At 47.1% G+C, this 20,430-nt stretch carries 23 protein-coding genes; 16 read left to right on the top strand and 7 right to left on the bottom strand.

What is annotated here, in order from left to right; translation table 11 throughout:
* Nucleotides 1-74 precede the first annotated feature (74 nt).
* The 6 genes from hflX to Q7C19_RS02165 all read left to right on the top strand — a co-directional run bounded on the left by hflX (nucleotide 75) and on the right by Q7C19_RS02165 (nucleotide 5,132).
* The gene (hflX, locus tag Q7C19_RS02140) at nucleotides 75-1,316 is read left to right on the top strand and encodes a GTPase HflX (RefSeq protein WP_034785946.1); all 1,242 of its coding nucleotides are present in this window, start codon (nucleotides 75-77) and stop codon (nucleotides 1,314-1,316) included.
* A gap of 2 nt (nucleotides 1,317-1,318) precedes the next feature.
* Complete coding sequence (locus Q7C19_RS02145; RefSeq protein ID WP_375091488.1) at nucleotides 1,319-2,596, top strand: methionine gamma-lyase family protein; 1,278 nt, start codon at nucleotides 1,319-1,321, stop codon at nucleotides 2,594-2,596.
* Between the two features lie 141 nt (nucleotides 2,597-2,737).
* Nucleotides 2,738-3,136 (top strand): MerR family transcriptional regulator, encoded by a 399-nt coding sequence (locus Q7C19_RS02150; protein WP_023467758.1) that lies wholly within the window; start codon nucleotides 2,738-2,740, stop codon nucleotides 3,134-3,136.
* 45 nt (nucleotides 3,137-3,181) lie between these two features.
* Entirely contained in the window at nucleotides 3,182-4,528 is a 1,347-nt protein-coding gene (gene glnA, locus Q7C19_RS02155) for a type I glutamate--ammonia ligase (protein ID WP_056060529.1), read from the top strand.
* Nucleotides 4,529-4,645: 117 nt separating this feature from the next.
* Nucleotides 4,646-4,882 carry a (4Fe-4S)-binding protein gene (locus Q7C19_RS02160; RefSeq protein ID WP_375091489.1) on the top strand — a complete coding sequence of 79 codons (237 nt, stop codon included), beginning with the start codon at nucleotides 4,646-4,648 and terminating at the stop codon, nucleotides 4,880-4,882.
* Complete coding sequence (locus tag Q7C19_RS02165) at nucleotides 4,857-5,132, top strand: GNAT family N-acetyltransferase (RefSeq protein WP_375091490.1); 276 nt, start codon at nucleotides 4,857-4,859, stop codon at nucleotides 5,130-5,132. The genes Q7C19_RS02160 and Q7C19_RS02165 overlap by 26 nt, the downstream gene beginning before the upstream one ends.
* Before the next feature lie 313 nt (nucleotides 5,133-5,445).
* Here the strand turns inward: Q7C19_RS02165 and Q7C19_RS02170 are convergent, their stop codons facing one another.
* Both Q7C19_RS02170 and Q7C19_RS02175 read right to left on the bottom strand, forming a co-directional pair.
* A complete protein-coding gene (locus Q7C19_RS02170) occupies nucleotides 5,446-5,772 on the bottom strand; it encodes an AzlD domain-containing protein (RefSeq protein WP_375091491.1) in 327 nt (108 codons plus the stop codon).
* Nucleotides 5,751-6,452, bottom strand: a complete 702-nt coding sequence (locus Q7C19_RS02175) for an AzlC family ABC transporter permease (RefSeq protein ID WP_035408725.1) — start codon at nucleotides 6,450-6,452, stop codon at nucleotides 5,751-5,753. The genes Q7C19_RS02170 and Q7C19_RS02175 overlap by 22 nt, the downstream gene beginning before the upstream one ends.
* A gap of 154 nt (nucleotides 6,453-6,606) precedes the next feature.
* On the opposite strand from Q7C19_RS02175, the gene dhaK reads away from it, so the two are divergent.
* Genes dhaK through dhaM form a run of 3 tightly spaced genes read left to right on the top strand, consistent with a single transcriptional unit; the run spans nucleotide 6,607 to nucleotide 8,563 of the window.
* Nucleotides 6,607-7,575, top strand: coding sequence for a dihydroxyacetone kinase subunit DhaK (gene dhaK / locus Q7C19_RS02180; protein WP_375091492.1), 969 nt, complete (start codon nucleotides 6,607-6,609; stop codon nucleotides 7,573-7,575).
* Between the two features lie 24 nt (nucleotides 7,576-7,599).
* A complete protein-coding gene (gene dhaL / locus Q7C19_RS02185; protein ID WP_290749278.1) occupies nucleotides 7,600-8,202 on the top strand; it encodes a dihydroxyacetone kinase subunit DhaL in 603 nt (200 codons plus the stop codon).
* Entirely contained in the window at nucleotides 8,195-8,563 is a 369-nt protein-coding gene (dhaM, locus tag Q7C19_RS02190; protein ID WP_035408716.1) for a dihydroxyacetone kinase phosphoryl donor subunit DhaM, read from the top strand. Before dhaL ends, dhaM begins: the two co-directional genes overlap by 8 nt.
* Nucleotides 8,564-8,650: 87 nt before the next feature.
* On the opposite strand, the gene Q7C19_RS02195 is transcribed toward dhaM, so the two are convergent.
* From Q7C19_RS02195 to lexA, 5 genes are all read right to left on the bottom strand, one after another.
* Entirely contained in the window at nucleotides 8,651-8,971 is a 321-nt protein-coding gene (locus tag Q7C19_RS02195) for a hypothetical protein (RefSeq protein ID WP_375091493.1), read from the bottom strand.
* A 78-nt stretch (nucleotides 8,972-9,049) separates the two neighbouring features.
* A complete protein-coding gene (glpK, locus tag Q7C19_RS02200) occupies nucleotides 9,050-10,552 on the bottom strand; it encodes a glycerol kinase GlpK (protein ID WP_035408709.1) in 1,503 nt (500 codons plus the stop codon).
* A 43-nt stretch (nucleotides 10,553-10,595) separates the two neighbouring features.
* Nucleotides 10,596-11,297: an MIP/aquaporin family protein gene (locus tag Q7C19_RS02205; RefSeq protein WP_035408708.1), complete on the bottom strand. Its 702-nt coding sequence runs from the start codon at nucleotides 11,295-11,297 to the stop codon at nucleotides 10,596-10,598.
* A 186-nt stretch (nucleotides 11,298-11,483) separates the two neighbouring features.
* Nucleotides 11,484-11,954, bottom strand: coding sequence for a metal-binding protein (locus tag Q7C19_RS02210; protein WP_035408706.1), 471 nt, complete (start codon nucleotides 11,952-11,954; stop codon nucleotides 11,484-11,486).
* Between the two features lie 31 nt (nucleotides 11,955-11,985).
* Nucleotides 11,986-12,600: a transcriptional repressor LexA gene (lexA, locus tag Q7C19_RS02215; RefSeq protein WP_023467770.1), complete on the bottom strand. Its 615-nt coding sequence runs from the start codon at nucleotides 12,598-12,600 to the stop codon at nucleotides 11,986-11,988.
* Nucleotides 12,601-12,811: 211 nt separating this feature from the next.
* On the opposite strand from lexA, the gene yneA reads away from it, so the two are divergent.
* From yneA to Q7C19_RS02250, 7 genes are all read left to right on the top strand, one after another.
* The gene (yneA, locus tag Q7C19_RS02220) at nucleotides 12,812-13,099 is read left to right on the top strand and encodes a cell division suppressor protein YneA (RefSeq protein WP_023467771.1); all 288 of its coding nucleotides are present in this window, start codon (nucleotides 12,812-12,814) and stop codon (nucleotides 13,097-13,099) included.
* Nucleotides 13,100-13,144: 45 nt separating this feature from the next.
* Nucleotides 13,145-13,798, top strand: coding sequence for a YneB family resolvase-like protein (locus Q7C19_RS02225; protein WP_035408704.1), 654 nt, complete (start codon nucleotides 13,145-13,147; stop codon nucleotides 13,796-13,798).
* A gap of 113 nt (nucleotides 13,799-13,911) precedes the next feature.
* Nucleotides 13,912-14,148, top strand: a complete 237-nt coding sequence (locus Q7C19_RS02230; RefSeq protein ID WP_035398122.1) for a DUF896 domain-containing protein — start codon at nucleotides 13,912-13,914, stop codon at nucleotides 14,146-14,148.
* Nucleotides 14,149-14,466: 318 nt separating this feature from the next.
* Nucleotides 14,467-16,437, top strand: coding sequence for a transketolase (gene tkt / locus Q7C19_RS02235; RefSeq protein WP_375091494.1), 1,971 nt, complete (start codon nucleotides 14,467-14,469; stop codon nucleotides 16,435-16,437).
* A 123-nt stretch (nucleotides 16,438-16,560) separates the two neighbouring features.
* Nucleotides 16,561-16,791, top strand: a complete 231-nt coding sequence (locus Q7C19_RS02240) for a YneF family protein (protein WP_012370001.1) — start codon at nucleotides 16,561-16,563, stop codon at nucleotides 16,789-16,791.
* Between the two features lie 121 nt (nucleotides 16,792-16,912).
* Entirely contained in the window at nucleotides 16,913-18,664 is a 1,752-nt protein-coding gene (locus Q7C19_RS02245; protein WP_375091495.1) for an ABC transporter transmembrane domain-containing protein, read from the top strand.
* A complete protein-coding gene (locus Q7C19_RS02250; RefSeq protein WP_035408695.1) occupies nucleotides 18,661-20,424 on the top strand; it encodes an ABC transporter ATP-binding protein in 1,764 nt (587 codons plus the stop codon). The genes Q7C19_RS02245 and Q7C19_RS02250 overlap by 4 nt, the downstream gene beginning before the upstream one ends.
* The last annotated feature ends 6 nt before the right edge of the window (nucleotides 20,425-20,430 follow it).

Genomic DNA, 20,430 nt, shown 5'->3' on the forward strand with positions numbered 1-20,430 from the left:
AAAGTTCAGACGAACCGGTGGCTGTGGTATGATAAGGGGCGCAGTACGTCTTTACTCGTGAAAGGAATGATATTATGTCAGAACGCGTCATCGTCGTTGGTTGCCAGCTCCCCGGTGTCCCGGATCATGTCTATGAAGAATCGGTCGCGGAGCTCGAAGCACTCGTAACGACTGCGCATGGTGTCGTCGTCGGTCGTTTGGATCAAAAACGACAAGCAATTGACCGCCGTACGTTCATCGGAAAAGGAAAGGTTGAGGAACTCGTTGCGTTAGCAGACGAACTTGAACCTGATTTAATCATATTCAATGCTGAAGTCACGCCCGGTCAAATGAAAAATATCCGGATTGCCTTATCAGACCCGGAAGCGATCAAGTTGATCGACCGGACGCAGTTGATTCTCGATATCTTCGCTGGACGTGCCCAATCACGCGAAGGGAAATTGCAGGTCGAACTGGCACAGATGAGTTATCTGTTGCCACGTCTTGCTGGGCAGGGAACACAACTGTCACGTCTTGGTGGCGGAATTGGAACACGTGGACCAGGTGAGTCGAAACTCGAGACGGATCGTCGTCATATCCGGCGCCGCGTCGATGAGATTTCGAAACAACTCGAGACATCCGTCGCGCATCGTGCCCGTTACCGGGAACGTCGCAAAGAGAACCAGACGTTCCAAATCGCACTCGTTGGTTATACGAATGCCGGCAAATCAACGATCTTCAACCGATTGACTCAAGCCGACACATACGAAAAGGATGAGTTGTTCGCGACGCTCGATCCGTTGACACGTCAAGTCGATTTGCCAGAAGGTGGGCAAATCCTCCTGACGGATACGGTCGGTTTCATTCAAGATCTGCCGACAAAGTTGATCGCAGCGTTCCGTTCGACACTCGAGGAAGTGCTAGAAGCGGACTTGATCCTCCACGTCGTCGATGCGTCGAGTGAGCATTACTTGAACCAGATGCAGACGACGAACGATGTTCTCGATGAACTCGGTGCCGGTGACATCCCGCAGCTAGAAGTCTACAACAAGAAGGACCAGCTGAACCGTTTGTTTACAGGCGGGAAACTGTTGATCTCTGCACTTGATCCGCAGGACATCGAGCGTTTGATTGAAGAGATCGAACGGTCAATCAGTGAGATCCTCGAGTATCTCGAGATCCGCATCCCGGTTGATGGTTTTGCTCATTACAATCCGGCAAAGGAAGTCATGATGAACTTGAAGGAATCGTTCGAAGAAGATGGTTCTGTCATTCTTAAAGGTTACTTGCGTAAAGATACGCGTCTATATGCGACATTGAAACAATACGAGGTGTAAACATGTTTTCAGAATTAACCCATTACGAAACGCTTCGTCCGCTCATTGACCGGGCGGAGGAACAGATCGCTCCGTACGTCAAGAAGGCGCAAGAGGTCGCGGAATACAATCAATTCCGTGTCCTCGATGCGTTTCGGCGTCACAAGGTCAGTGATTTTCATTTCATGCCGTCAACAGGTTACGGCTACAACGATGAAGGACGCGATACGCTCGAACGCATCTATGCCGACGTCTTCGGTGCGGAAGCCGGTCTTTGTCGTCCACAAATCATCAGCGGCACCCACGCAATCGGTATCGCATTGTTCGGTTTATTGTTGCCGGGCGATGAACTGCTCTATATCACAGGAAAACCATACGACACGCTCGAAGAGATCGTCGGAATTCGTGGTGATGGACGCGGTTCATTAAAGGAACTGGGCGTCCACTATGATGTCGTCGAGATGAAAAACGCCGAGACGATCGACGTACCGGCCGTTCTCGAACGGATCACACCGCAGACGAAGGTCGTCGGGATTCAGCGTTCAAAAGGGTATGCGACGCGACGCAGTCTACCGGTCAACGAGATCGGAGAAGCGATCGCCACCATCAAAGCTGTCCATCCCCATGTCTTGATTTTCGTCGATAACTGCTATGGTGAATTCGTCGAGACGATCGAACCGACGCACGTCGGGGCAGACTTGATGGCAGGGTCGTTGATTAAGAATCCGGGTGGTGGTCTTGCGAAGACTGGCGGTTATCTCGTCGGTCGAACGGACTTGATCGAACGGGCATCGTTCCGGATGACGACGCCAGGGATTGGCGCCGAAGCCGGTCCATCGTTATCCGCACTTCCGGATATGTATCAAGGTTTCTATATGGCACCACATACGGTTAGCCAAGCGTTGATGGGTGCGATGTTCACGTCAAGCATGCTCGGTCAGTTCGGCTTTGACACGGCACCGCACCATACGGCAGAACGGACGGATTTGATTCAATCGGTCTCGTTCCATGCGCCGGAGCCGATGATTGCTTTCTGTCAGGCGATCCAAGCTGCTTCACCCGTCAATGCACATGCGTTACCGATTCCGGATTATATGCCGGGATATGCGGACGATGTCATCATGGCAGCAGGAACGTTCGTACAAGGCTCATCGATCGAGTTGTCAGCGGATGGTCCGATCCGTGCACCCTATACTGCATACGTCCAAGGTGGTTTAACGTATAGCCACGTCAAGATCGCGATTATCTCAGCCGTCAATCACTTGATGGAAAAACAATTAATTCCAGAAAAAAACGTTTAATACTAGCATATCTCGTGAAAACGACCTCTGAACGACTTCGAGTAAAGTGATTAAAAAAGTTGTGTTAACTTTTCTTACATCGCTTGACAAGTTGCCTGACAGAGGTTTATTCTCATGGAGTAAGGAAAAAGGAGGAACCACATGGCAGACTCATCACGCCAGTCCAAGCCACTATTTCCCATCGGAGTCGTTCAAGAGTTGACCGCGTTATCTGCCCGCCAGATCCGATATTACGAAGAACAGGGACTGATTAAGCCGGAGCGGACAGAGACGAAGCGTCGCCTCTATTCGTTCAACGATGTTGATCGCCTGTTGTCGATTAAGGAATACCTGGATCAGGGACTGAATATCGCAGGGATCAAATTGATTTTTGAAAACGATCTCGTCAAACGCGAACGCGTTGCGGAGAGCGTCGTCGAGACGCGTCCGGAACTATCTGACGGCGAATTGTATAAACTCCTGAAAAATGAATTGAAGGAAGCAGGACGACATGGAAAGACGTCGCTCATCCAAGGTGAGCTCGGGCGTTTCTTCAAGTAAGGACCTGTAACCATATAAAAACGAATCGGAGAGGGGATTTGTCACATGACACGTCGCAACATTACACGAGAAGACATTTTGAAAATCGCTAAAGCTGAGGATGTACGCTTCATTCGCTTACAGTTCACAGATATCCTCGGAACGATCAAGAACGTTGAAATTCCAGTAAGCCAATTGGAAAAAGCACTTGATAACAAAATGATGTTCGATGGTTCATCGATCGAAGGATTCGTCCGGATCGAAGAATCAGATATGTATCTCTTCCCAGACTTAAACACATGGGTCGTCTTCCCATGGACAGAAGATGGAACAGGGAAAGTTGCACGTTTAATCTGTGACATCCATAATCCGGATGGCTCGCCGTTCGCAGGAGACCCACGTGGTCAGCTCAAACGGGTACTTAAAGAGATGGAAGAACTCGGTTTCACATCATTCAACGTTGGACCAGAGCCAGAATTCTTCCTCTTCAAGAAAGATGAAAAAGGTCGTCCGACACTTGAATTGAACGACCAAGGTGGATACTTCGACCTCGCACCAGTCGATCTTGGTGAAAATTGCCGTAAAGAAATCGTCATCGAGCTCGAGAACATGGGCTTTGAAATCGAAGCATCACACCACGAAGTCGCTCCAGGTCAGCACGAAATCGACTTCAAATATGCGGATGCGATCACGACAGCGGATAACATCCAAACGTTCAAACTTGTTGTCAAGACGATCGCGGCGAAGCACAACTTGCACGCGACATTCATGCCAAAACCACTCTTCGGAGTCAACGGATCAGGAATGCACGCGAACATGTCGCTTTTCAAAGGCAACGAGAACGTCTTCTTCGATGAAGGCAACGAAGAAATGCAATTGTCGGATGATGCACGTGCCTTCACAGCAGGTATCCTCAAACACGCACGTGCCTTCACAGCGGTTTGTAACCCGACAGTCAACTCATACAAACGTCTTGTTCCTGGCTACGAAGCGCCTTGCTACGTCGCATGGTCAGCCCGTAACCGTTCACCACTCGTCCGTGTTCCTGCAGCACGTGGACTCTCGACTCGTATCGAAGTTCGTTCAGTCGATCCAGCAGCGAATCCGTACCTCGCGCTTGCGACATTGCTCGCTTCAGGTCTCGACGGAATCAAGAACAACTTGAAAGCACCGGCTCCAATCGACCGTAACATCTACGTCATGGACAAACCGGAACGCGTTGCGAACGGAATCGATGATCTTCCATCAACACTCAGCCACGCACTCGAAGTCTTGAAAGCGGATGACGTCGTCATGCACGCTCTCGGCGATCACATCGCAGAGCACTTCGTTGAATTGAAAGAAATCGAATGGGATATGTTCCGGACGCAAGTCACGGAATGGGAACGCGATCAGTACATGGTCTTGTTCTAATCCAACTCAAGCACTTCTGGACTTTTGTCTGGAAGTGCTTTTTTTCATGTCGTCGACAGGAATTGAGTCAAGGATATGGAAAGATACAAGAGTACAAAGAAAGGGAGACGATACATCATGAAAAAAGGATATGAAGGCAAAGAGATCACGGTCTATTTTGATTCGGAAGTCTGCATTCATTCCGGTCATTGTGTACGAAGTCTACCGACCGTCTTTGATGTCAAACGGCGTCCGTGGATTGAAGCGGACGGGGCGCCGGTGGAAGACGTCATGCGCGTCGTCGATGGTTGTCCAAGCGGCGCCTTATCTTACGAATGGAGGGAAGCAAATGGAGCTGAAACGAGCGGAACGTAAAATCGAAGCCCGTCAGGAAGGTGAAGTGATTGGGGAAATCACGTACAGCGATACGAACAACGGCATGTGGATCATCGATCATACGTATGTCGATCCCGCGCACCGGAATCAACAGATTGGGGAACAACTCGTTGCCGAGATCGTCAACTGGGCACGGGAAGTAAACGTCAAGCTACTGCCGTTATGTCCGTTTGCGAAAAAAGAGTTTGAACATCAATCGGATTATCAGGACGTACAAGCAAATACGTGATCACAAAAATCTCCTCCGGTCTCTCAAGACTAGAGGAGATTTTTTCGAGTCATTGTTTGTGATCTCTGACTTTCATTTTGCGAGAAACAACCATCGCACCGAAATAGGCGATGACGTACAACACGACCAGTCCTTGTTTTAGCATATAAGGTAGATCCATTTGATTCACAAGTAGAAAACTAGCGCACGATAAAATTAAAAAGGGTATTAGCCACTTGTTCGGCACATCAGCATCTCCTTCACTATCTATGTATTTCCATTTTAAGGATAACACAAAATATTTACCGAAATATGTTAAAGATGAATAATTTGCTTACAGATAACTCCTTAGAAACGCCATCGTGACGACACCGGTGACGACCGTCCAAGAAAGACTTTTACTGAAAATCGCGACTGCCATCGTCGGTAGGGCGGCGAAGACATGAAGCGTCGAAATCGTCGGGAACGCGTTGTCTTGCGCGATAAGTAAATTTTGAAAGAAGAGGGCGCCAAGCAGGCAGACGGGAATGAACGAGAGCCATTCCGTTACAAGGCGCGGTAACGTCAGTCCATGAAGGACGAGAAACGGTAAGATACGTGGAATCCAAGTGACGAGTCCACAAGCTAAAAAGAGACCGATTAATTCTGGGCGGATTTCCATCGTGTGATCACGACTCCTATGCTAGCGCCACCGAGTGTCGCGCAAAGAACGGCGACTTCCGCAGAAAAGTAGCGCATGGTGATGTAAAGCAAAAGTAAGACGATCAATAAGAGGCAACTATTCACGGCAATGCGGGTACGTTCTCCTTCAAATTGTAAGTACAATAAACCGATGAACATCGCCGTCAGAGCAAAGTCGAGACCGAAGCGCTCGGGATCAGGAAACCAGCTACCGACAAGTGCACCGAGAACGGTTGCGATAATCCAGCTAAGATACGCGGTCAGATTTAAGCCATGCATGAAGGACGGTGAGATCTTCCCTTTTTGCGCAGTATTCATTGCGACCGCAAACGATTCATCCGTCAGTAACGTCCCGGTACCGAGTCGATCACGAAGGTGGCGTGTCTCGACGTGCGGAGCGAGCGTCAGACTCATTAACAAGTGCCTGAGATTGACGATGAATGTCGTCAGAATGATGGCAGAGGCGGGACTATTCAACAGCAAGAGACTCGTGATGATGAATTGAGCGGCGCCGGCATAGATGAAGACGGACATGAATCCGACTTCAAGAGGGGATAAGCCGGAGGCACGACCGACGATCCCTGCCGAGAAGCCGATGCCGATATAGCCAAGGACGGTGGGTAGACAGGCGCGGACACCTGCTTGAAAGGCTGATGACATTCGATTCCTCCTCTTTTTTAAGAGCATAGCATTCGTGCGGTATATCGTCACTAACTGGTCAATATTTTCATCGTTTTTTTCGACATACTCGACTTGATTTGGTGGTAAAGAGTAAGTGGTACGGCAAAATCAGTTAGGTAAAGGAGCGTTTTTCATGCACAAATTAATGAAAGATTCAAACCGGTTCGTTTCAGACATGGTCGACGGACTCGTACTTGCTCACCCTGATTTGTATAAAAAAGTCGAAGGTGTTAACGTCGTTGCGCGGAAAGTACCACTGGACGGAAAAGTCGGTCTTGTCTCTGGTGGGGGAAGCGGTCACGAACCGGCACACGCTGGATTCGTCGGGGACGGTATGCTTGCTGCGGCTGTTTGTGGGGAAGTGTTCACTTCACCGACACCCGACATGGTGCTTGAAGGGATCAAGGCAGCTCATGGGGGAAAAGGCGTATTACTCGTCGTCAAAAATTACTCGGGTGACGTCATGAACTTCGATATGGCGAAGGAACTTGCTGAACTCGAGGATATTGAAGTTGATACGGTCGTCGTTAATGATGACATCGCGATCAAAAAGGAAGAGGATCGTCGTGGGGTCGCAGGAACTGTCTTCGTCCATAAGATTGCCGGTGCTGCAGCGGCAGAAGGAAAATCACTAAGTGAAGTCAAAGCAGTTGCGGAAAAAGTCATCAAGGGCGTTCGTTCGATTGGAATGGCACTCTCACCATGTTACATGCCGGAGAGCGGCAAGCCAGGCTTTGAGTTGCATGATGACGAGATGGAGATCGGAATCGGGATCCACGGTGAAAAAGGACTTGAACGAAAAGCAGTCGCTTCCGTTGATGCGATCGTCAAAGAGTTGCTCGATCGTTTGACGAAAGAAGTACCAGACAAAAAAGTCTCCGTCATGGTGAATGGGATGGGCGGAACACCAGAATCCGAACTGTACATCACGTATAAATATGTCGCGGAAGAACTTGAGGCGCATGGTTACGAGATTGCCCGCTCATTCGTTGGAAACTATATGACATCGCTTGAGATGCACGGGTTCTCAATCACGCTCTTACCAGTGGATGATGAACTGCTCGGATATCTCGATGCAGAAACGAAAGCGATTGGATTCTAATTCAAATAAACGGGGTGTAAAAACATGAAGTTGACGACGGAACAGTTGCAAAGCGCGCTCCTCAAAGCAGCGGAACAGATCGAACAGCATAAGGATGAATTGACGGACCTTGACCGGGAAATTGGTGATGGAGATCATGGAATTAACATGTCGCGTGGCTTCCAAGCAGTCCAGAAGACGCTAGAAGAACACGGCGAATATGAGGATTTAGGAGCTTTATCCAAAGAAGTCGGGATGACGCTGATCAAAACGATTGGTGGTGCATCCGGTCCTTTATACGGGACAGCATTCGTTAAGTTCGCCGGTGCATTCAAAGGGAAAACAGAAGTCGAAGGTGCGGATCTTGCAGACGCTTTCCGCGAAGCGACGGAAGGGATCAAATCGCGTGGGAAATCGGAATTCGGTCAAAAGACGATGGTCGATATCTGGACACCGTTCCAAGAAGCGCTCTCGCAAGAAGGGGACTTGAAAGCGGCAATCGATCAAGCACTTGCTGATACAAAAGCGCGTATCGCAACGAAAGGGCGCGCGTCCTACTTCGGTGAAGCGACGGAAGGCGTCCAGGACCCAGGTAGTTTATCGAGTGCTTTGCTACTCAGCGAAATTGCGGAGGTGCTTCATGGTTAATCTTGTACTTGTTTCTCATAGTGAAAAACTCGCGGCTGGGCTGAAAGAACTGTTGGCAGAGATGGCACCGGATACGCCAGTCTTAGTAGCAGCCGGTCTTGAAGATGGTAGCATTGGAACGGACGCAACACGAATCGAAGAAACACTGAATACACTAGACGACGATGGAGTCGTCTTAACGGATATTGGTTCTGCGACGATGAACACGGAACTAGCACTTGAATTATACAGTGGCGAACGGACGGTACGTTTTATCGACGCACCACTCGTCGAAGGTGCTTTTCTAGCAGCTGTTTTAAGTGGACAGTCGAAATCCGTCGATGAGATTGAAGACGGATTAAAAAATGAGTTTGGCAAATAAGTAATAAATCCCCCATTGCGAATAGGCGAGGGGGATTTATTTCAATTACTTCTATTCATATTAAAACTTAGTAGAGACTCTCATGAATCAAAACGACCGGAGCCACTCTTCTAACCACTCTCTAGGTAAGCAAACTGTAGCTAAATCAAGTGTTTGTAATGCATCCAAAGAATACGTGTTATAAAGAGAGAGATCCCATTGTGCATCGATATCGTTTGCTACTTCAGTCGCTTGTTCACTTAATGGATAAGTTCCACGTCCGTCAGTTGCAAAATGATAGTAATCATTATGGTAGACATTGATCATATACCGGTAACACCAATCTGCCAGTTCTTCATGCGTGATGTTGCCATCAAGCGCGAACTGAATGTATTCTTTTAGCTGTTGATCAGAATAAATGGTATTCATGAGGCACCTCACGCTATATTTTCTATAAGATATCAAAAACCCGGTCCCTCTGTAAAAGGGATCGGGTTATTAATTAACTTATTTCGATGGTTTAAAGACCATTGTCGCTTCCACTGCTTTTTGCCATCCAGCATAGCGTTGTTCACGATCGTCTTCTTTCATCTCTGGTTTAAACTGATGATCGAGCTTCCATTGTTGTTTGATTTCCGCTTTATCTTTCCAGTAACCGACGGCTAATCCAGCAAGATATGCTGCACCGAGTGCTGTCGTTTCGTTGATTTCTGGACGATCGACAGGAACGCCGAGGATATCCGATTGGAACTGCATCAAGAAGTTATTGGCTACAGCACCACCGTCGACACGAAGTGTTTTCAGTTCGATTCCAGAATCTTGTTCCATCGCTGTCAACACGTCGCGTGTTTGATAAGCGAGTGATTCAAGCGTTGCCCGAACGAAGTGCTCTTTATCTGTTCCGCGTGTTAATCCGAAGATCGCCCCACGAACATCTGAATCCCAATACGGTGCACCAAGACCGACAAAAGCAGGAACGACGTAAACACCGTCTGTTGAATCGACTTTCGTTGCATAGCCTTCTGAATCTTTCGCGTGTTTCAACATACGGAGTCCATCGCGGAGCCACTGGATTGCAGAACCGGCGACGAAGATAGAGCCTTCGAGCGCATATTCGACTTTTCCATCAACGCCCCAAGCAATTGTCGTCAAGAGTCCGTGGTCAGAAGAAACGGCTTTCTCACCTGTGTTCATGAGCATGAAACAACCTGTTCCGTATGTGTTCTTTCCTTCACCTTCTTCAAAACACGTTTGACCAAAGAGTGCAGCTTGTTGGTCACCAGCGATCCCAGCGATTGGCACTTCGTAACCGAAGAAGTGATATGGTACTGTTTTGTCGTAGACTTCACTCGATTGACGAACTTCTGGTAACATTGATGCAGGAACACCGAGGATATCGAGCAACTCTTCATCCCATTTTTGCTCATAGATGTTGTACATCAATGTCCGTGAAGCGTTCGTGTAATCCGTGATATGCGTTTTTCCACCAGACAATTTCCAAACGAGCCACGTATCAATCGTACCGAAGAGTAATTCACCGTTCTCTGCTTGCTCACGTGCGCCTTCGACATTGTCGAGAATCCATTTGACTTTCGTACCAGAGAAGTAGGCATCAATCAAAAGTCCTGTTTTATCACGGAACTTCTGATTCAAGCCCTGTTCTTTTAAATCGTCACAGATACCAGACGTTTGACGTGATTGCCAAACGAGCGCGTGATAAACCGGTTTACCTGTTTCTTTATTCCAGACGACTGTCGTTTCACGTTGGTTCGTGATTCCGATTCCGGCGATTTGCTCAGGTTTGATATCTGCTGTTCCGAGTGCTTCAGCCATAACAGCAAGAATCGAACCCCAGATTTCGTTTGCATCGTGCTCGACCCAGCCTGGTTGCGGGAAGTATTGCTTGAATTCCCGTTGTGCCGAGTTGACTATTTTCCCGTCGTGATCGAAGATGATCGCACGTGAGCTTGTCGTACCTTGGTCGAGTGCTAGGATATACTTGTTTTCCATTTCGAAATCCCCCTTGAGCGGTATGTGTTTGTGAAACGTGATCTTAGTAGATCAATTGATAGATGAACACGGCAAGCGCTCCGCCGATGATTGGACCAACAACTGGAATCCATGAGTAGCCCCAGTCAGATGACCCTTTATTCGGAATCGGTAAGATAGCATGTGCGATACGCGGTCCAAGGTCACGGGCCGGGTTGATGGCATATCCTGTTGTACCACCAAGTGATAGACCGATGACGACGACGAGTAAACCGACGATAAGTGGTTTTAAGCCGTCACCGAATGTCGTTAAACCGAGCGCCAAGATACCGAAGACGAGAACGAATGTCCCGATGATTTCAGAAATCAAGTTCGACGGCGTATGGCGAATCGCTGGACCTGTTGCGAATACACCGAGTTTTGCAGCTTGATCATCAGTCGCTTCAAAATGTTTCATGTAATGAAGCCAAACGAGAATGGCGCCGATGAAAGCTCCGACAAGTTGTCCGGCAATATAGACAGGAACGTCTGCCCACGGTAAATCAGAGTTTAAAGCAAGTGCAATTGTTAAAGCAGGGTTCAAGTGCGCTCCACTCTCAGCAGCGACGAATGCTCCTGTCATGACGGCAAGACCCCAAGCGAACGTGATGACAATCCATCCGCTGTTTTCGGACTTCGTCTTTCTCAAGACGACACCGGCGACGACACCATCCCCGAGCAGAATGAGGATCATCGTACCGATCATTTCCAATACAAAGTTATTCATGCAAAAACCCTCCCTTTGGATTAAAGCAAATAATGGTCTTTCTACTTTAAATTACTCCGATTTGATAACGTTTTCAATACATATAATTGAAATATAGGAATGGAAATTTTTTATTTTAATGTTTAAAGATACGAAAAATTGGATAAGAAAACACCTCGTCTTGCCTGCAAGCAAGCAAAAGAGATGTTAACGACGACGCTTTTTTCTTTTTTTAGGTCGAAACCAACTACTGGAATAATCTAGTAGGATATGAATTGTACTCGCCACCATGATACCAATGACAAAAGCGGGTAGGGAAGCGAACCAGGAATCAATGGTCTCTGACGCGATGACTTGAAAATACAAGCTGAGAAATAATAAGGGAATCACAAGTGCAGCACTATAAAGGAGTCGGATGACATCCCCAATGATCAATCCGTGTGACCAGATCGAGCGGTGGGGCATGATCTTCACATAAGGCATCCACAGGACTCGAAATGGTCCAAAGCGATAATACGGTTCTGACTTTAAATCGAGGTCAGGTGACAACCAAAGCGTACCGACAGCGATACCGATGGCAGTTGGTAACCAATCCGTTTGTTGCGTTGCGACCGAATACGCAACGTAACCCGTCAGTGCGACGGTATTGACGGTATCATGTACATTTCCTGAAGGCATGAAAAAAGACCAGCCGTAACTGGTCCCTCCGTCAATGAATCGTCCGATACACGCCGATTACCTTACCAAGAATGGAGACATTATCGAAATACATCGGATCCATCGAGTCATTTTCTGGTTGTAGACGTACCTGTTGATCTTCTAAGAAGAACCGTTTCACCGTCGCTTCGCTATCTTCGGTCATAGCTACGACGATTTCTCCGTTTTCTGCTGTGTTTTGTTGGCGTACGATGACGCGATCGCCGTCAAGAATACCTGCGTTAATCATTGATTCACCATCGATCGTCAACATGAAGACCGTTTCGTTTCCTACATAATGTGCAGGGAGCGGGAACTGTTCTTCGATGTTTTCAATCGCTGTAATCGGAAGACCAGCTGTGACTTTCCCGATGACGGGAACATGAACGATAGCTTCCGTGATTTCTTCAGGCTTATCAAGCAATATCTCAATCGCACGTGGTTTCGTCGGGTCACGGCGAATCATTCCCCGTTTCTCGAGTCGATCCAAATGACCGTGTACCGTCGAGCTAGACGCGAGTCCGACTGCTTCTCCGATTTCACGAACTGATGGTGGATACCCCTTCAGTTTCACTTCAGAGACGATGTAGTCGAGAATCTCTTGTTGGCGCTTAGACATTTTCCGCATACGAATTGCCACCTCTTTCTGGATTGAAGTTTGAAATGTAAGAATATATGTTTCTAAATTCACTATAACATAGAACAAATGAGCGTACAAACAATTGTTCGACATTTTGTGTTGACCGAACACGGGTTCTGTGTTTATTATGAATTATGCGAACAATTGTTCCGCGAACGTTTATTCTAACTCATTCATTTCATATTTGGAGGGATTCATGATGATTCATACGATTCGTACTCATGCTTTTTCTATTCTCTTCTATGCATTAAGTATTGCCTTCGTGATCTTTTTACTCACACCACGCCCAGATGAAAAGGTAGCACAATTGATGACGGCTTCCGTTACGGTCGATGAGAACGCTACAGTCGAACAAATTGCTGAAGTCTACAATGACGGTTCGATGTCAGATGAGGAATACGTCAACTGGTTGATCAAAAATAATGATGTTGAGACAAAACATGTCATCTCAAAAAGCAAAATCGTTGTACCAATCGCACAACAATGACAAAATGGAAAAGTTGTGAAAGAACGAACAGGGATGTGAGGTACGATGAAGGTCGTGATTTATTGTCGAGTATCGACCGAAAAAGAAGCACAAGATAGTTCGATTGAACGCCAACGGATGGAGCTTTCGAAGGTTGCGTCTCAAAAGGGGTTTGATGTCGTAGATATCGTCTCTGAAAAAGAGAGTGGATATGATGTTGATCGGGAAGGGATGCTAACAGTTCTTGATTATGTGACACGCGATACGGTAGATGCGGTCCTCGTGACGGATGATACACGGATTGGTCGAGGGAATGCAAAAATCGCTATTTTGCATACATTCAAAAAACATGGGGTCCGCTTGATGACGCTTGATTCAGATGGAGAATATCAACTTGCGGATGCAGAAGCGATGGTCCTTGAGATCGTCTCACTCGTGGAAGAATACCAACGGAAACTGCATAATGCAAAAATCGCCCGTGGCATGCGGCGAGCAGTCGAACAAGGTTTTCGCCCGGAACGAAATCTCAATCGCCAAGGAGAGAACGCAGGACGTAGTCGAAAAGACGTACCGATCGAAGAAATTGTACGTCTTCGAGAACTCGGATTGACGTTTTCTGATATCGCCATCACCTTGCGGGGGATGGGGCATGATATTTCAAAAGCAACGGTCAATCGTCGATATCTTGAATACCGCGAACTGACACCTAGCCCGGAATGAGAAGCAAGTAACCCGTCGACTGACGCGGTTAACTTGCTTTTTTTTATAAGCTCTTTTACAGTAAGAATACAATTGAACTACTCAAGTTTGAGTCATAAAGAAAGAGGGATTCCATGTTATCACAAGAACAATTAGATCGAATTAATGCATTAGCGAATAAATCAAAAGTTGAGCCGTTATCGGAAGCGGAAACGGCAGAGCAAAAAGAATTACGTGCAGCGTATCTCGCAGCATTCCGTGGATCATTCAAAAACCAACTCATGGGTATGAAAATCGTCGATGAAGAGGGAACGGACGTAACACCTGAGAAATTGAAACAAGCACAAGAAGAAGAACGGAATAAACAATAATCGTTCGTTTCTTTTATAGAAGAAAGAGGTCTCGCGTCAAGCGGACCTCTTTTTTGTTTAGAGCGAGTATCTTTTTTGTTTAGAGCGAGTATCTTTTTTGTTTAAAGTGAGTAGATGAGGAAACATTGTACGATAGCAATACATCTTAATAGCGATCTTTCATGGATTCATGCATCCTGTATGAGTCGACAGAACGGCTATAGATAGCGCATTCATTTTAATGTGACATACTATTTAGAAAAGTTGTATCACATTTAAGAGTGTGCTAAAATGAGTAGGAATTTGTGAAAAAGAGAGAGGATGATTGTTTTGACGAACATGACGACAGTAGAACAATTAGCAATTAATACGATTCGTACCTTATCGATTGATGCCGTACAAAAGGCGAACTCAGGTCACCCAGGTATGCCAATGGGAGCAGCGCCAATGGCATTCTCGCTTTGGGCGGATCATATGAACCACAACCCTAAAAATCCAGAATGGTTCAACCGCGACCGTTTTGTACTTTCAGCCGGACACGGTTCGATGCTTCTCTACTCACTCCTCCACCTATCGGGATACGATCTATCGATGGATGATCTTAAATCATTCCGTCAATGGGGATCAAAAACACCGGGTCATCCGGAATACCGTCACACGGCTGGTGTAGATGCAACAACGGGTCCACTTGGTCAAGGGATCGCGATGGCAGTTGGTATGGCGATGGCAGAACGTCATCTTGAAGCAAAATACAACCGTGACGATCTCAACGTCGTCGATCACTTCACATACGGAATTTGTGGAGATGGAGACTTGATGGAAGGTGTCTCAGCTGAAGCGGCTTCACTCGCAGGTCACCTTGGTCTTGGTAAATTGGTCGTATTGTACGATTCAAACGATATTTCACTTGATGGCGATCTCGATAAATCATTCTCTGAAAACGTCCAGAAACGCTTCGAAGCGTACAACTGGCAAGTCATTCGCGTAGAAGACGGAACGGATATCGATTCGATTTCGAAAGCAATCGCGGCGGCACAAGCAGAGACGACAAAACCGACATTGATTGAAGTCAAAACAGTCATCGGTTTCGGTTCACCGAACAAATCAGGGAAGTCGGCTTCTCACGGTGCACCACTTGGTGAAGCAGAAATCAAATTGACGAAAGCAAGCTACATTTGGGATCACGAAGAGTTCTACGTTCCTGAAGAAGTCAAATCATTGTTTGACGAGCGGGTCGTCCAACGTGGTGCTTCTGCAGAAGACGCATGGAACGAGACAATGAAACAATACGAAGCAGCGCACCCAGAATTGCATGCTGAACTCGTTCGCGCAATCGCAAACGAATTGCCAAGCAACTGGGAAGCAGACCTTCCGACATACGACTTGTCGTCGAAAAAAGCAACGCGTCAAACAAGCGGTGAAGTCTTGAATGGTCTCGCGAAGAACGTTCCGACATTGTTCGGTGGTTCAGCTGACCTTGCAGGATCAAACAACACGATGCTTAAAGGCGAAGCAGACTTCGATATCGATCCAAGCGGTCGCAACATCTGGTTCGGGGTACGTGAATTCGCAATGGCAGCAGCTGTCAACGGTATGGCACTTCACGGCGGCGTCATTCCTTACGGCGCGACATTCTTTGTCTTCTCGGATTACCTCCGTCCGGCAGTTCGTCTTGCTGCATTAATGGGACTTCCATCAATCTTCGTCTTGACGCACGACTCGATCGCTGTCGGTGAAGATGGTCCAACACACGAGCCAGTCGAACACTTGATGAGCTTCCGTGCAATGCCGAACGTCACGATCTACCGTCCAGCAGACGGAAAAGAGACGATCGCAGCATGGAAAACAGCAGTTCAAGCAAAAGATAAACCGACACTCCTCGTCTTGACACGTCAAGGTCTTCCTGAACTTGAAGGTACGACGACAGAGGGTGCTGAAAAAGGTGGTTATGTCATCGCTGGTGACGTTACGAAAGCTGATACACTCTTGCTCGGTACTGGTTCAGAAGTTCACCTTCTTGTCGAAGCACAAAAAGAACTTGGTGAATCAGCAGCTGTCGTTTCACTTCCATCATGGGAAGTATTCGAAGCACAATCAGCAGAGTATAAAGAATTGGTTCTTCCAAAACACATCACGAAACGTGTAGCAATCGAAGCAGGGGCTTCACTCGGTTGGTACAAATATGTAGGAACAGAAGGACAAGTCATCGGAATCGATCGTTTCGGCGCATCTGCTCCTGGAGACTTCCTCTTGAAAGAATACGGCATGTCTGTTGAGAACGTTTTAGCGACTGTCAAGCAACTCGGATAATCATTTCCGGAAAAACGGGTCCGATCTTACGTCGGACTCGTTTTTCATCTATTATCATCTATGCAAACAATTGGAATTATAGTATAGTAAAAAGCGACGTTTTAAGTTAGAGGAGGAAGCAACTTGGCTACATGGATTTGGATTTTAATTGCCCTTCTTTGCTTGGTAGCAGGTGTCGCCCTTGGTTTCTATATCGCTCGTCGATACATGATGAACTACTTGGAGCAAAACCCACCAATCAACGAAGATATGATTAAGACATTGATGATGCAAATGGGTCAAAAGCCATCACAAAAGAAAGTCAACCAAGTGATGCGTTCAATGAGTGGTTCAATGAAATCACCTAAAAAATAAGCTGTACGAAAGGGGACCAAATGGTCTCCTTTTTATTTGCTATTTTTTAGAAAGAGAACTAATCTAAAATGTGAGACTATTTCAAATAATCATAGGATTTAAAAAAGGGAGGGAGACTTGAATGGGAGTCTTCAGGAAACTCGGTTGGTTTTTCCGACGGGAATGGAAAGCGTATAGTCTTGGGGTCATCTGTTTGATTTTTGTGGCAGGGTTAGAACTTATTCCACCGAAGGTCATCGGGACGACAGTCAATGGTCTGAGTGAAGGAAGCTTGACGAAGAATGATTTGATTCGTCTAGCTGGTACATTGTTACTCATCGGGGTCGCGACGTATTTCATTCGTTATTTTTGGCGTTTTCACATTTTCGGTGCATCGATTCGCCTCGGGCGATTGTTACGCAGTCAACTGTATGGTCATTTTTCAGATTTGGATCAATCGTTCTATAAGAAATATCGCAGCGGAGATTTGATGGCACATGCGACAAACGACGTACAAGCTGTTTCGATGACAGCGGGAGCCGGCATTCTAACGCTCGTCGACTCGGTGACAATGGGGAGCTTTGTCATCATCACAATGGTCACGACGATCAGCTGGAAATTAACGCTCGTGTCACTTTTGCCAATGCCACTGATGGTTTATTTGACGTCACGCTACGGTAAGATGTTACATTCCCGTTTTCATGACGCGCAAGAAGCGTTCTCTGATTTGAACGATAAGGTCGCGGAGAGCATCAGTGGTGTCCGTGTCTTAAAAGCAACAGGGGAAGTCGAATCCGACGTGCAGACGTTTACCGATCTGTCTGATGACGTTGTTCAAAAGAATCGTCGTGTGGCGAAAATTGATGCACTGTTTGATCCGACGATTTTTGGATTAGTCGGTCTATCGTATATCATCGCGGTCGGCTATGGCGCCTACTTGTTACGACAAGGCGAAATCCGGATTGGTGATATCGTTTCCTTCACTACATATCTTGGTTTATTGACGTGGCCAATGCTCGCCTTCGGTTGGTTGTTCAACATCGTTGAACGGGGTCGTGCTTCCTATGACCGGATCGAACGGATGCTTGCGATCGAACCAGAAATTAAAGATGCGAAGGAAGCAGCAACGAGTGTCTCGTCACCAGAACTTCATGTCGGGATTAAACGATTCATCTATGACATGCAACCGGTCTTACAAGACATCGATGTGACATTGAAGCCCGGTAAATCGCTCGGAATCGTCGGAAAGACGGGTGCCGGGAAATCGACGTTCGTTCGCTTATTGTCTCGCGAATACGACGTCAAACAAGGCGCCATCACGATTGGTGGACGAGACATCAAACAATTGACGCGTGACACCGTCCGTCGTCAAGTAGCGATCGTTCCGCAGGATCATTTCCTGTTCTCGGCGTCGATTGCTGATAATATCGCCTTTGCAAAACCGGATGCATCAATGGAAGACATCATGGAAGCGGCACGTATTGCAGCAGTCCATGAGGACATTCTCGGCTTTAAGGAGGGATACGCGACGATGGTTGGGGAACGAGGTGTCACGTTATCTGGTGGTCAAAAACAACGGATCTCGATTGCCCGGGCGTTACTAGCAGACTGTCCGATTTTAGTACTCGATGATGCCTTGTCTGCGGTCGATGCGAAAACCGAAGAAGCGATCATCCACCACTTCCGTACAGCGGATCACGATCAAGCGCAAATCATCGTTGCCCACCGATTATCGGCTGTGTCGCATACCGATGAGATCATCGTCCTTGAAGACGGTCGGATCATCGAGCGAGGAACACATGAGCAATTACTCGCTCATGACGGTTGGTATAAAGAGACGTACGATCGCCAGCAACTAGAATCACTTGTTGAACAAGGAGGGCGTTCTGAATGAATCATGATATCAATGAAAAAGCCGTCCTGAAACGATTGCTTGATTTCGTCAAACCGTTCAAAAAGCAAGTCAGCATCGCTTTCATCCTGCTGTTCATTACGACAGCGGCAAAACTCGGGGGACCGTATCTCGTCAAGATTTTTATCGATGAATATGTCGCACCGGGTACGTATCCGGTAAAGGAAGTTGCACTTTTGTTTACGGCGTACTTGTTATTGCATACAACAGGGATCATCGTCGATTACTTGCAAGCATTTGAGTTCCAAAAGATTGCCTTACAAGTCATTCAACGCTTGCGTATCGATGTCTTCCGACACGTCATGCACTTACGACTCGCTTATTTTGATCGAACGCCTGCTGGGGTACTCGTCTCCCGGATCACGAACGATACGGAAGCGATTAAAGAACTTTACATCGGTGTCTTATCGACATTCGTGCAAAGCGGTGTCCAGTTGATTGGGACATATATCTTCCTCTATCTGTTAGAACCGCGACTCGCGACGATTGCGTTATTGTTGTTACCACTGTTTTATTTCATCATTTGGATTTACCGGAAGTATTCGACGAAGTATTACGCGGAAGTCCGCGATTTACTGTCGAAAATCAATGCCCAACTGAATGAATCGATCAACGGGATGGCGATCATCCAGCAGTTCCGCCAAGAAAAGCGTCTAATGGCAGAATTCGAAGAGACGAACGTCGCTCATCAAAACGGTCGTTACAAGAACTTAAAGCTTGATAGCTGGTTACTACGACCCATCATCGAATTGTTACTGGCGATTTCGATTGCGACACTTGTGACGTACTTTGGTGTCTTATCATTCTCGCAAACAGTCCAAGTCGGTGTCGTTTACGCTTTCATCAGTTACATGGAGCGAATTTTCCAACCGGTTCAGCAAATCATGCAACAATTGTCTGAGTTCCAACAAGCTGTCGTCTCGGCAGACCGTGTATTCAAGGTGCTCGATACGGATGAACCGGAACCAACGAAACAGCTCGAAGGGGATGCACGTGTGTCGGAAGGACATATCGTCTTTGAAGATGTTCGCTTTAGTTATGATGGAGAGAAAGATGTTTTGAAAGGAATTTCATTCGAGGCGAAAAAAGGACAGACGATTGCCCTCGTTGGTCATACGGGAAGCGGAAAAAGTTCGATCATCAACATCCTGATGCGATTTTACGCTTACCAATCGGGTCGGATTTTGATCGATGGTCAACCGCTCGAGCAGTTATCGGAGGAAGAACTTCGGAAGCATGTCGGACTCGTCCTGCAGGATTCATTTTTGTTTACGGGTACGGTCGCGGATAACATTCGATTGTTCGACAGTTCGATTTCCTTTGATCGTGTTGAAGCGGCCGCGCAGTTCGTTCAAGCCGACGGATTCATCAATCAACTCGATCAGCAATATGACAGTCCCGTCGCCGAGCGGGGTGCGACATTCTCCGCTGGAGAACGTCAGTTGATTTCCTTCGCACGCACAATGGCACGGGATCCGAAAATCCTGATTCTCGATGAAGCGACAAGTTCGATTGATACGGAAACGGAAGAAAAAGTCCAAGTGGCGCTCGAACGGATGCGCGAGGGTCGGACGACGATTGCCATTGCCCACCGATTATCAACGATTCAAGATGCTGATTTGATTCTTGTATTGCATCAAGGGGAAGTGATCGAGCAAGGTAACCATCAAGAATTGATCGCGCAAGATGGACTGTATAAGAAGATGTATCAACTGCAATCTGGTCATGTCACGGTCTCTTAAAAAAAT

Origin of the sequence: Exiguobacterium sp. PHA03, assembly GCF_041945985.1 — a bacterium.
Lineage (GTDB): Bacteria > Bacillota > Bacilli > Exiguobacteriales > Exiguobacteriaceae > Exiguobacterium_A.

What these genes read in the sequence shown, in the direction of transcription:
- yneA (WP_023467771.1), top strand. Translation starts at nt 12,812, where the DNA reads ATGATTCATACGATTCGTACTCATGCTTTTTCTATTCTCTTCTATGCA.
- dhaL (WP_290749278.1), top strand. Translation starts at nt 7,600, where the DNA reads ATGAAGTTGACGACGGAACAGTTGCAAAGCGCGCTCCTCAAAGCAGCG.
- Q7C19_RS02210 (WP_035408706.1), bottom strand. Translation starts at nt 11,954, where the DNA reads ATGCCTTCAGGAAATGTACATGATACCGTCAATACCGTCGCACTGACG.
- dhaK (WP_375091492.1), top strand. Translation starts at nt 6,607, where the DNA reads ATGCACAAATTAATGAAAGATTCAAACCGGTTCGTTTCAGACATGGTC.
- lexA (WP_023467770.1), bottom strand. Translation starts at nt 12,600, where the DNA reads ATGCGGAAAATGTCTAAGCGCCAACAAGAGATTCTCGACTACATCGTC.
- hflX (WP_034785946.1), top strand. Translation starts at nt 75, where the DNA reads ATGTCAGAACGCGTCATCGTCGTTGGTTGCCAGCTCCCCGGTGTCCCG.
- Q7C19_RS02145 (WP_375091488.1), top strand. Translation starts at nt 1,319, where the DNA reads ATGTTTTCAGAATTAACCCATTACGAAACGCTTCGTCCGCTCATTGAC.
- Q7C19_RS02195 (WP_375091493.1), bottom strand. Translation starts at nt 8,971, where the DNA reads ATGAATACCATTTATTCTGATCAACAGCTAAAAGAATACATTCAGTTC.
- Q7C19_RS02165 (WP_375091490.1), top strand. Translation starts at nt 4,857, where the DNA reads ATGGAGCTGAAACGAGCGGAACGTAAAATCGAAGCCCGTCAGGAAGGT.
- tkt (WP_375091494.1), top strand. Translation starts at nt 14,467, where the DNA reads ATGACGACAGTAGAACAATTAGCAATTAATACGATTCGTACCTTATCG.
- Q7C19_RS02245 (WP_375091495.1), top strand. Translation starts at nt 16,913, where the DNA reads ATGGGAGTCTTCAGGAAACTCGGTTGGTTTTTCCGACGGGAATGGAAA.
- Q7C19_RS02170 (WP_375091491.1), bottom strand. Translation starts at nt 5,772, where the DNA reads ATGGAAATCCGCCCAGAATTAATCGGTCTCTTTTTAGCTTGTGGACTC.
- Q7C19_RS02205 (WP_035408708.1), bottom strand. Translation starts at nt 11,297, where the DNA reads ATGAATAACTTTGTATTGGAAATGATCGGTACGATGATCCTCATTCTG.
- Q7C19_RS02230 (WP_035398122.1), top strand. Translation starts at nt 13,912, where the DNA reads ATGTTATCACAAGAACAATTAGATCGAATTAATGCATTAGCGAATAAA.
- Q7C19_RS02225 (WP_035408704.1), top strand. Translation starts at nt 13,145, where the DNA reads ATGAAGGTCGTGATTTATTGTCGAGTATCGACCGAAAAAGAAGCACAA.
- dhaM (WP_035408716.1), top strand. Translation starts at nt 8,195, where the DNA reads ATGGTTAATCTTGTACTTGTTTCTCATAGTGAAAAACTCGCGGCTGGG.
- Q7C19_RS02150 (WP_023467758.1), top strand. Translation starts at nt 2,738, where the DNA reads ATGGCAGACTCATCACGCCAGTCCAAGCCACTATTTCCCATCGGAGTC.
- glnA (WP_056060529.1), top strand. Translation starts at nt 3,182, where the DNA reads ATGACACGTCGCAACATTACACGAGAAGACATTTTGAAAATCGCTAAA.
- glpK (WP_035408709.1), bottom strand. Translation starts at nt 10,552, where the DNA reads ATGGAAAACAAGTATATCCTAGCACTCGACCAAGGTACGACAAGCTCA.
- Q7C19_RS02160 (WP_375091489.1), top strand. Translation starts at nt 4,646, where the DNA reads ATGAAAAAAGGATATGAAGGCAAAGAGATCACGGTCTATTTTGATTCG.
- Q7C19_RS02175 (WP_035408725.1), bottom strand. Translation starts at nt 6,452, where the DNA reads ATGTCATCAGCCTTTCAAGCAGGTGTCCGCGCCTGTCTACCCACCGTC.
- Q7C19_RS02250 (WP_035408695.1), top strand. Translation starts at nt 18,661, where the DNA reads ATGAATCATGATATCAATGAAAAAGCCGTCCTGAAACGATTGCTTGAT.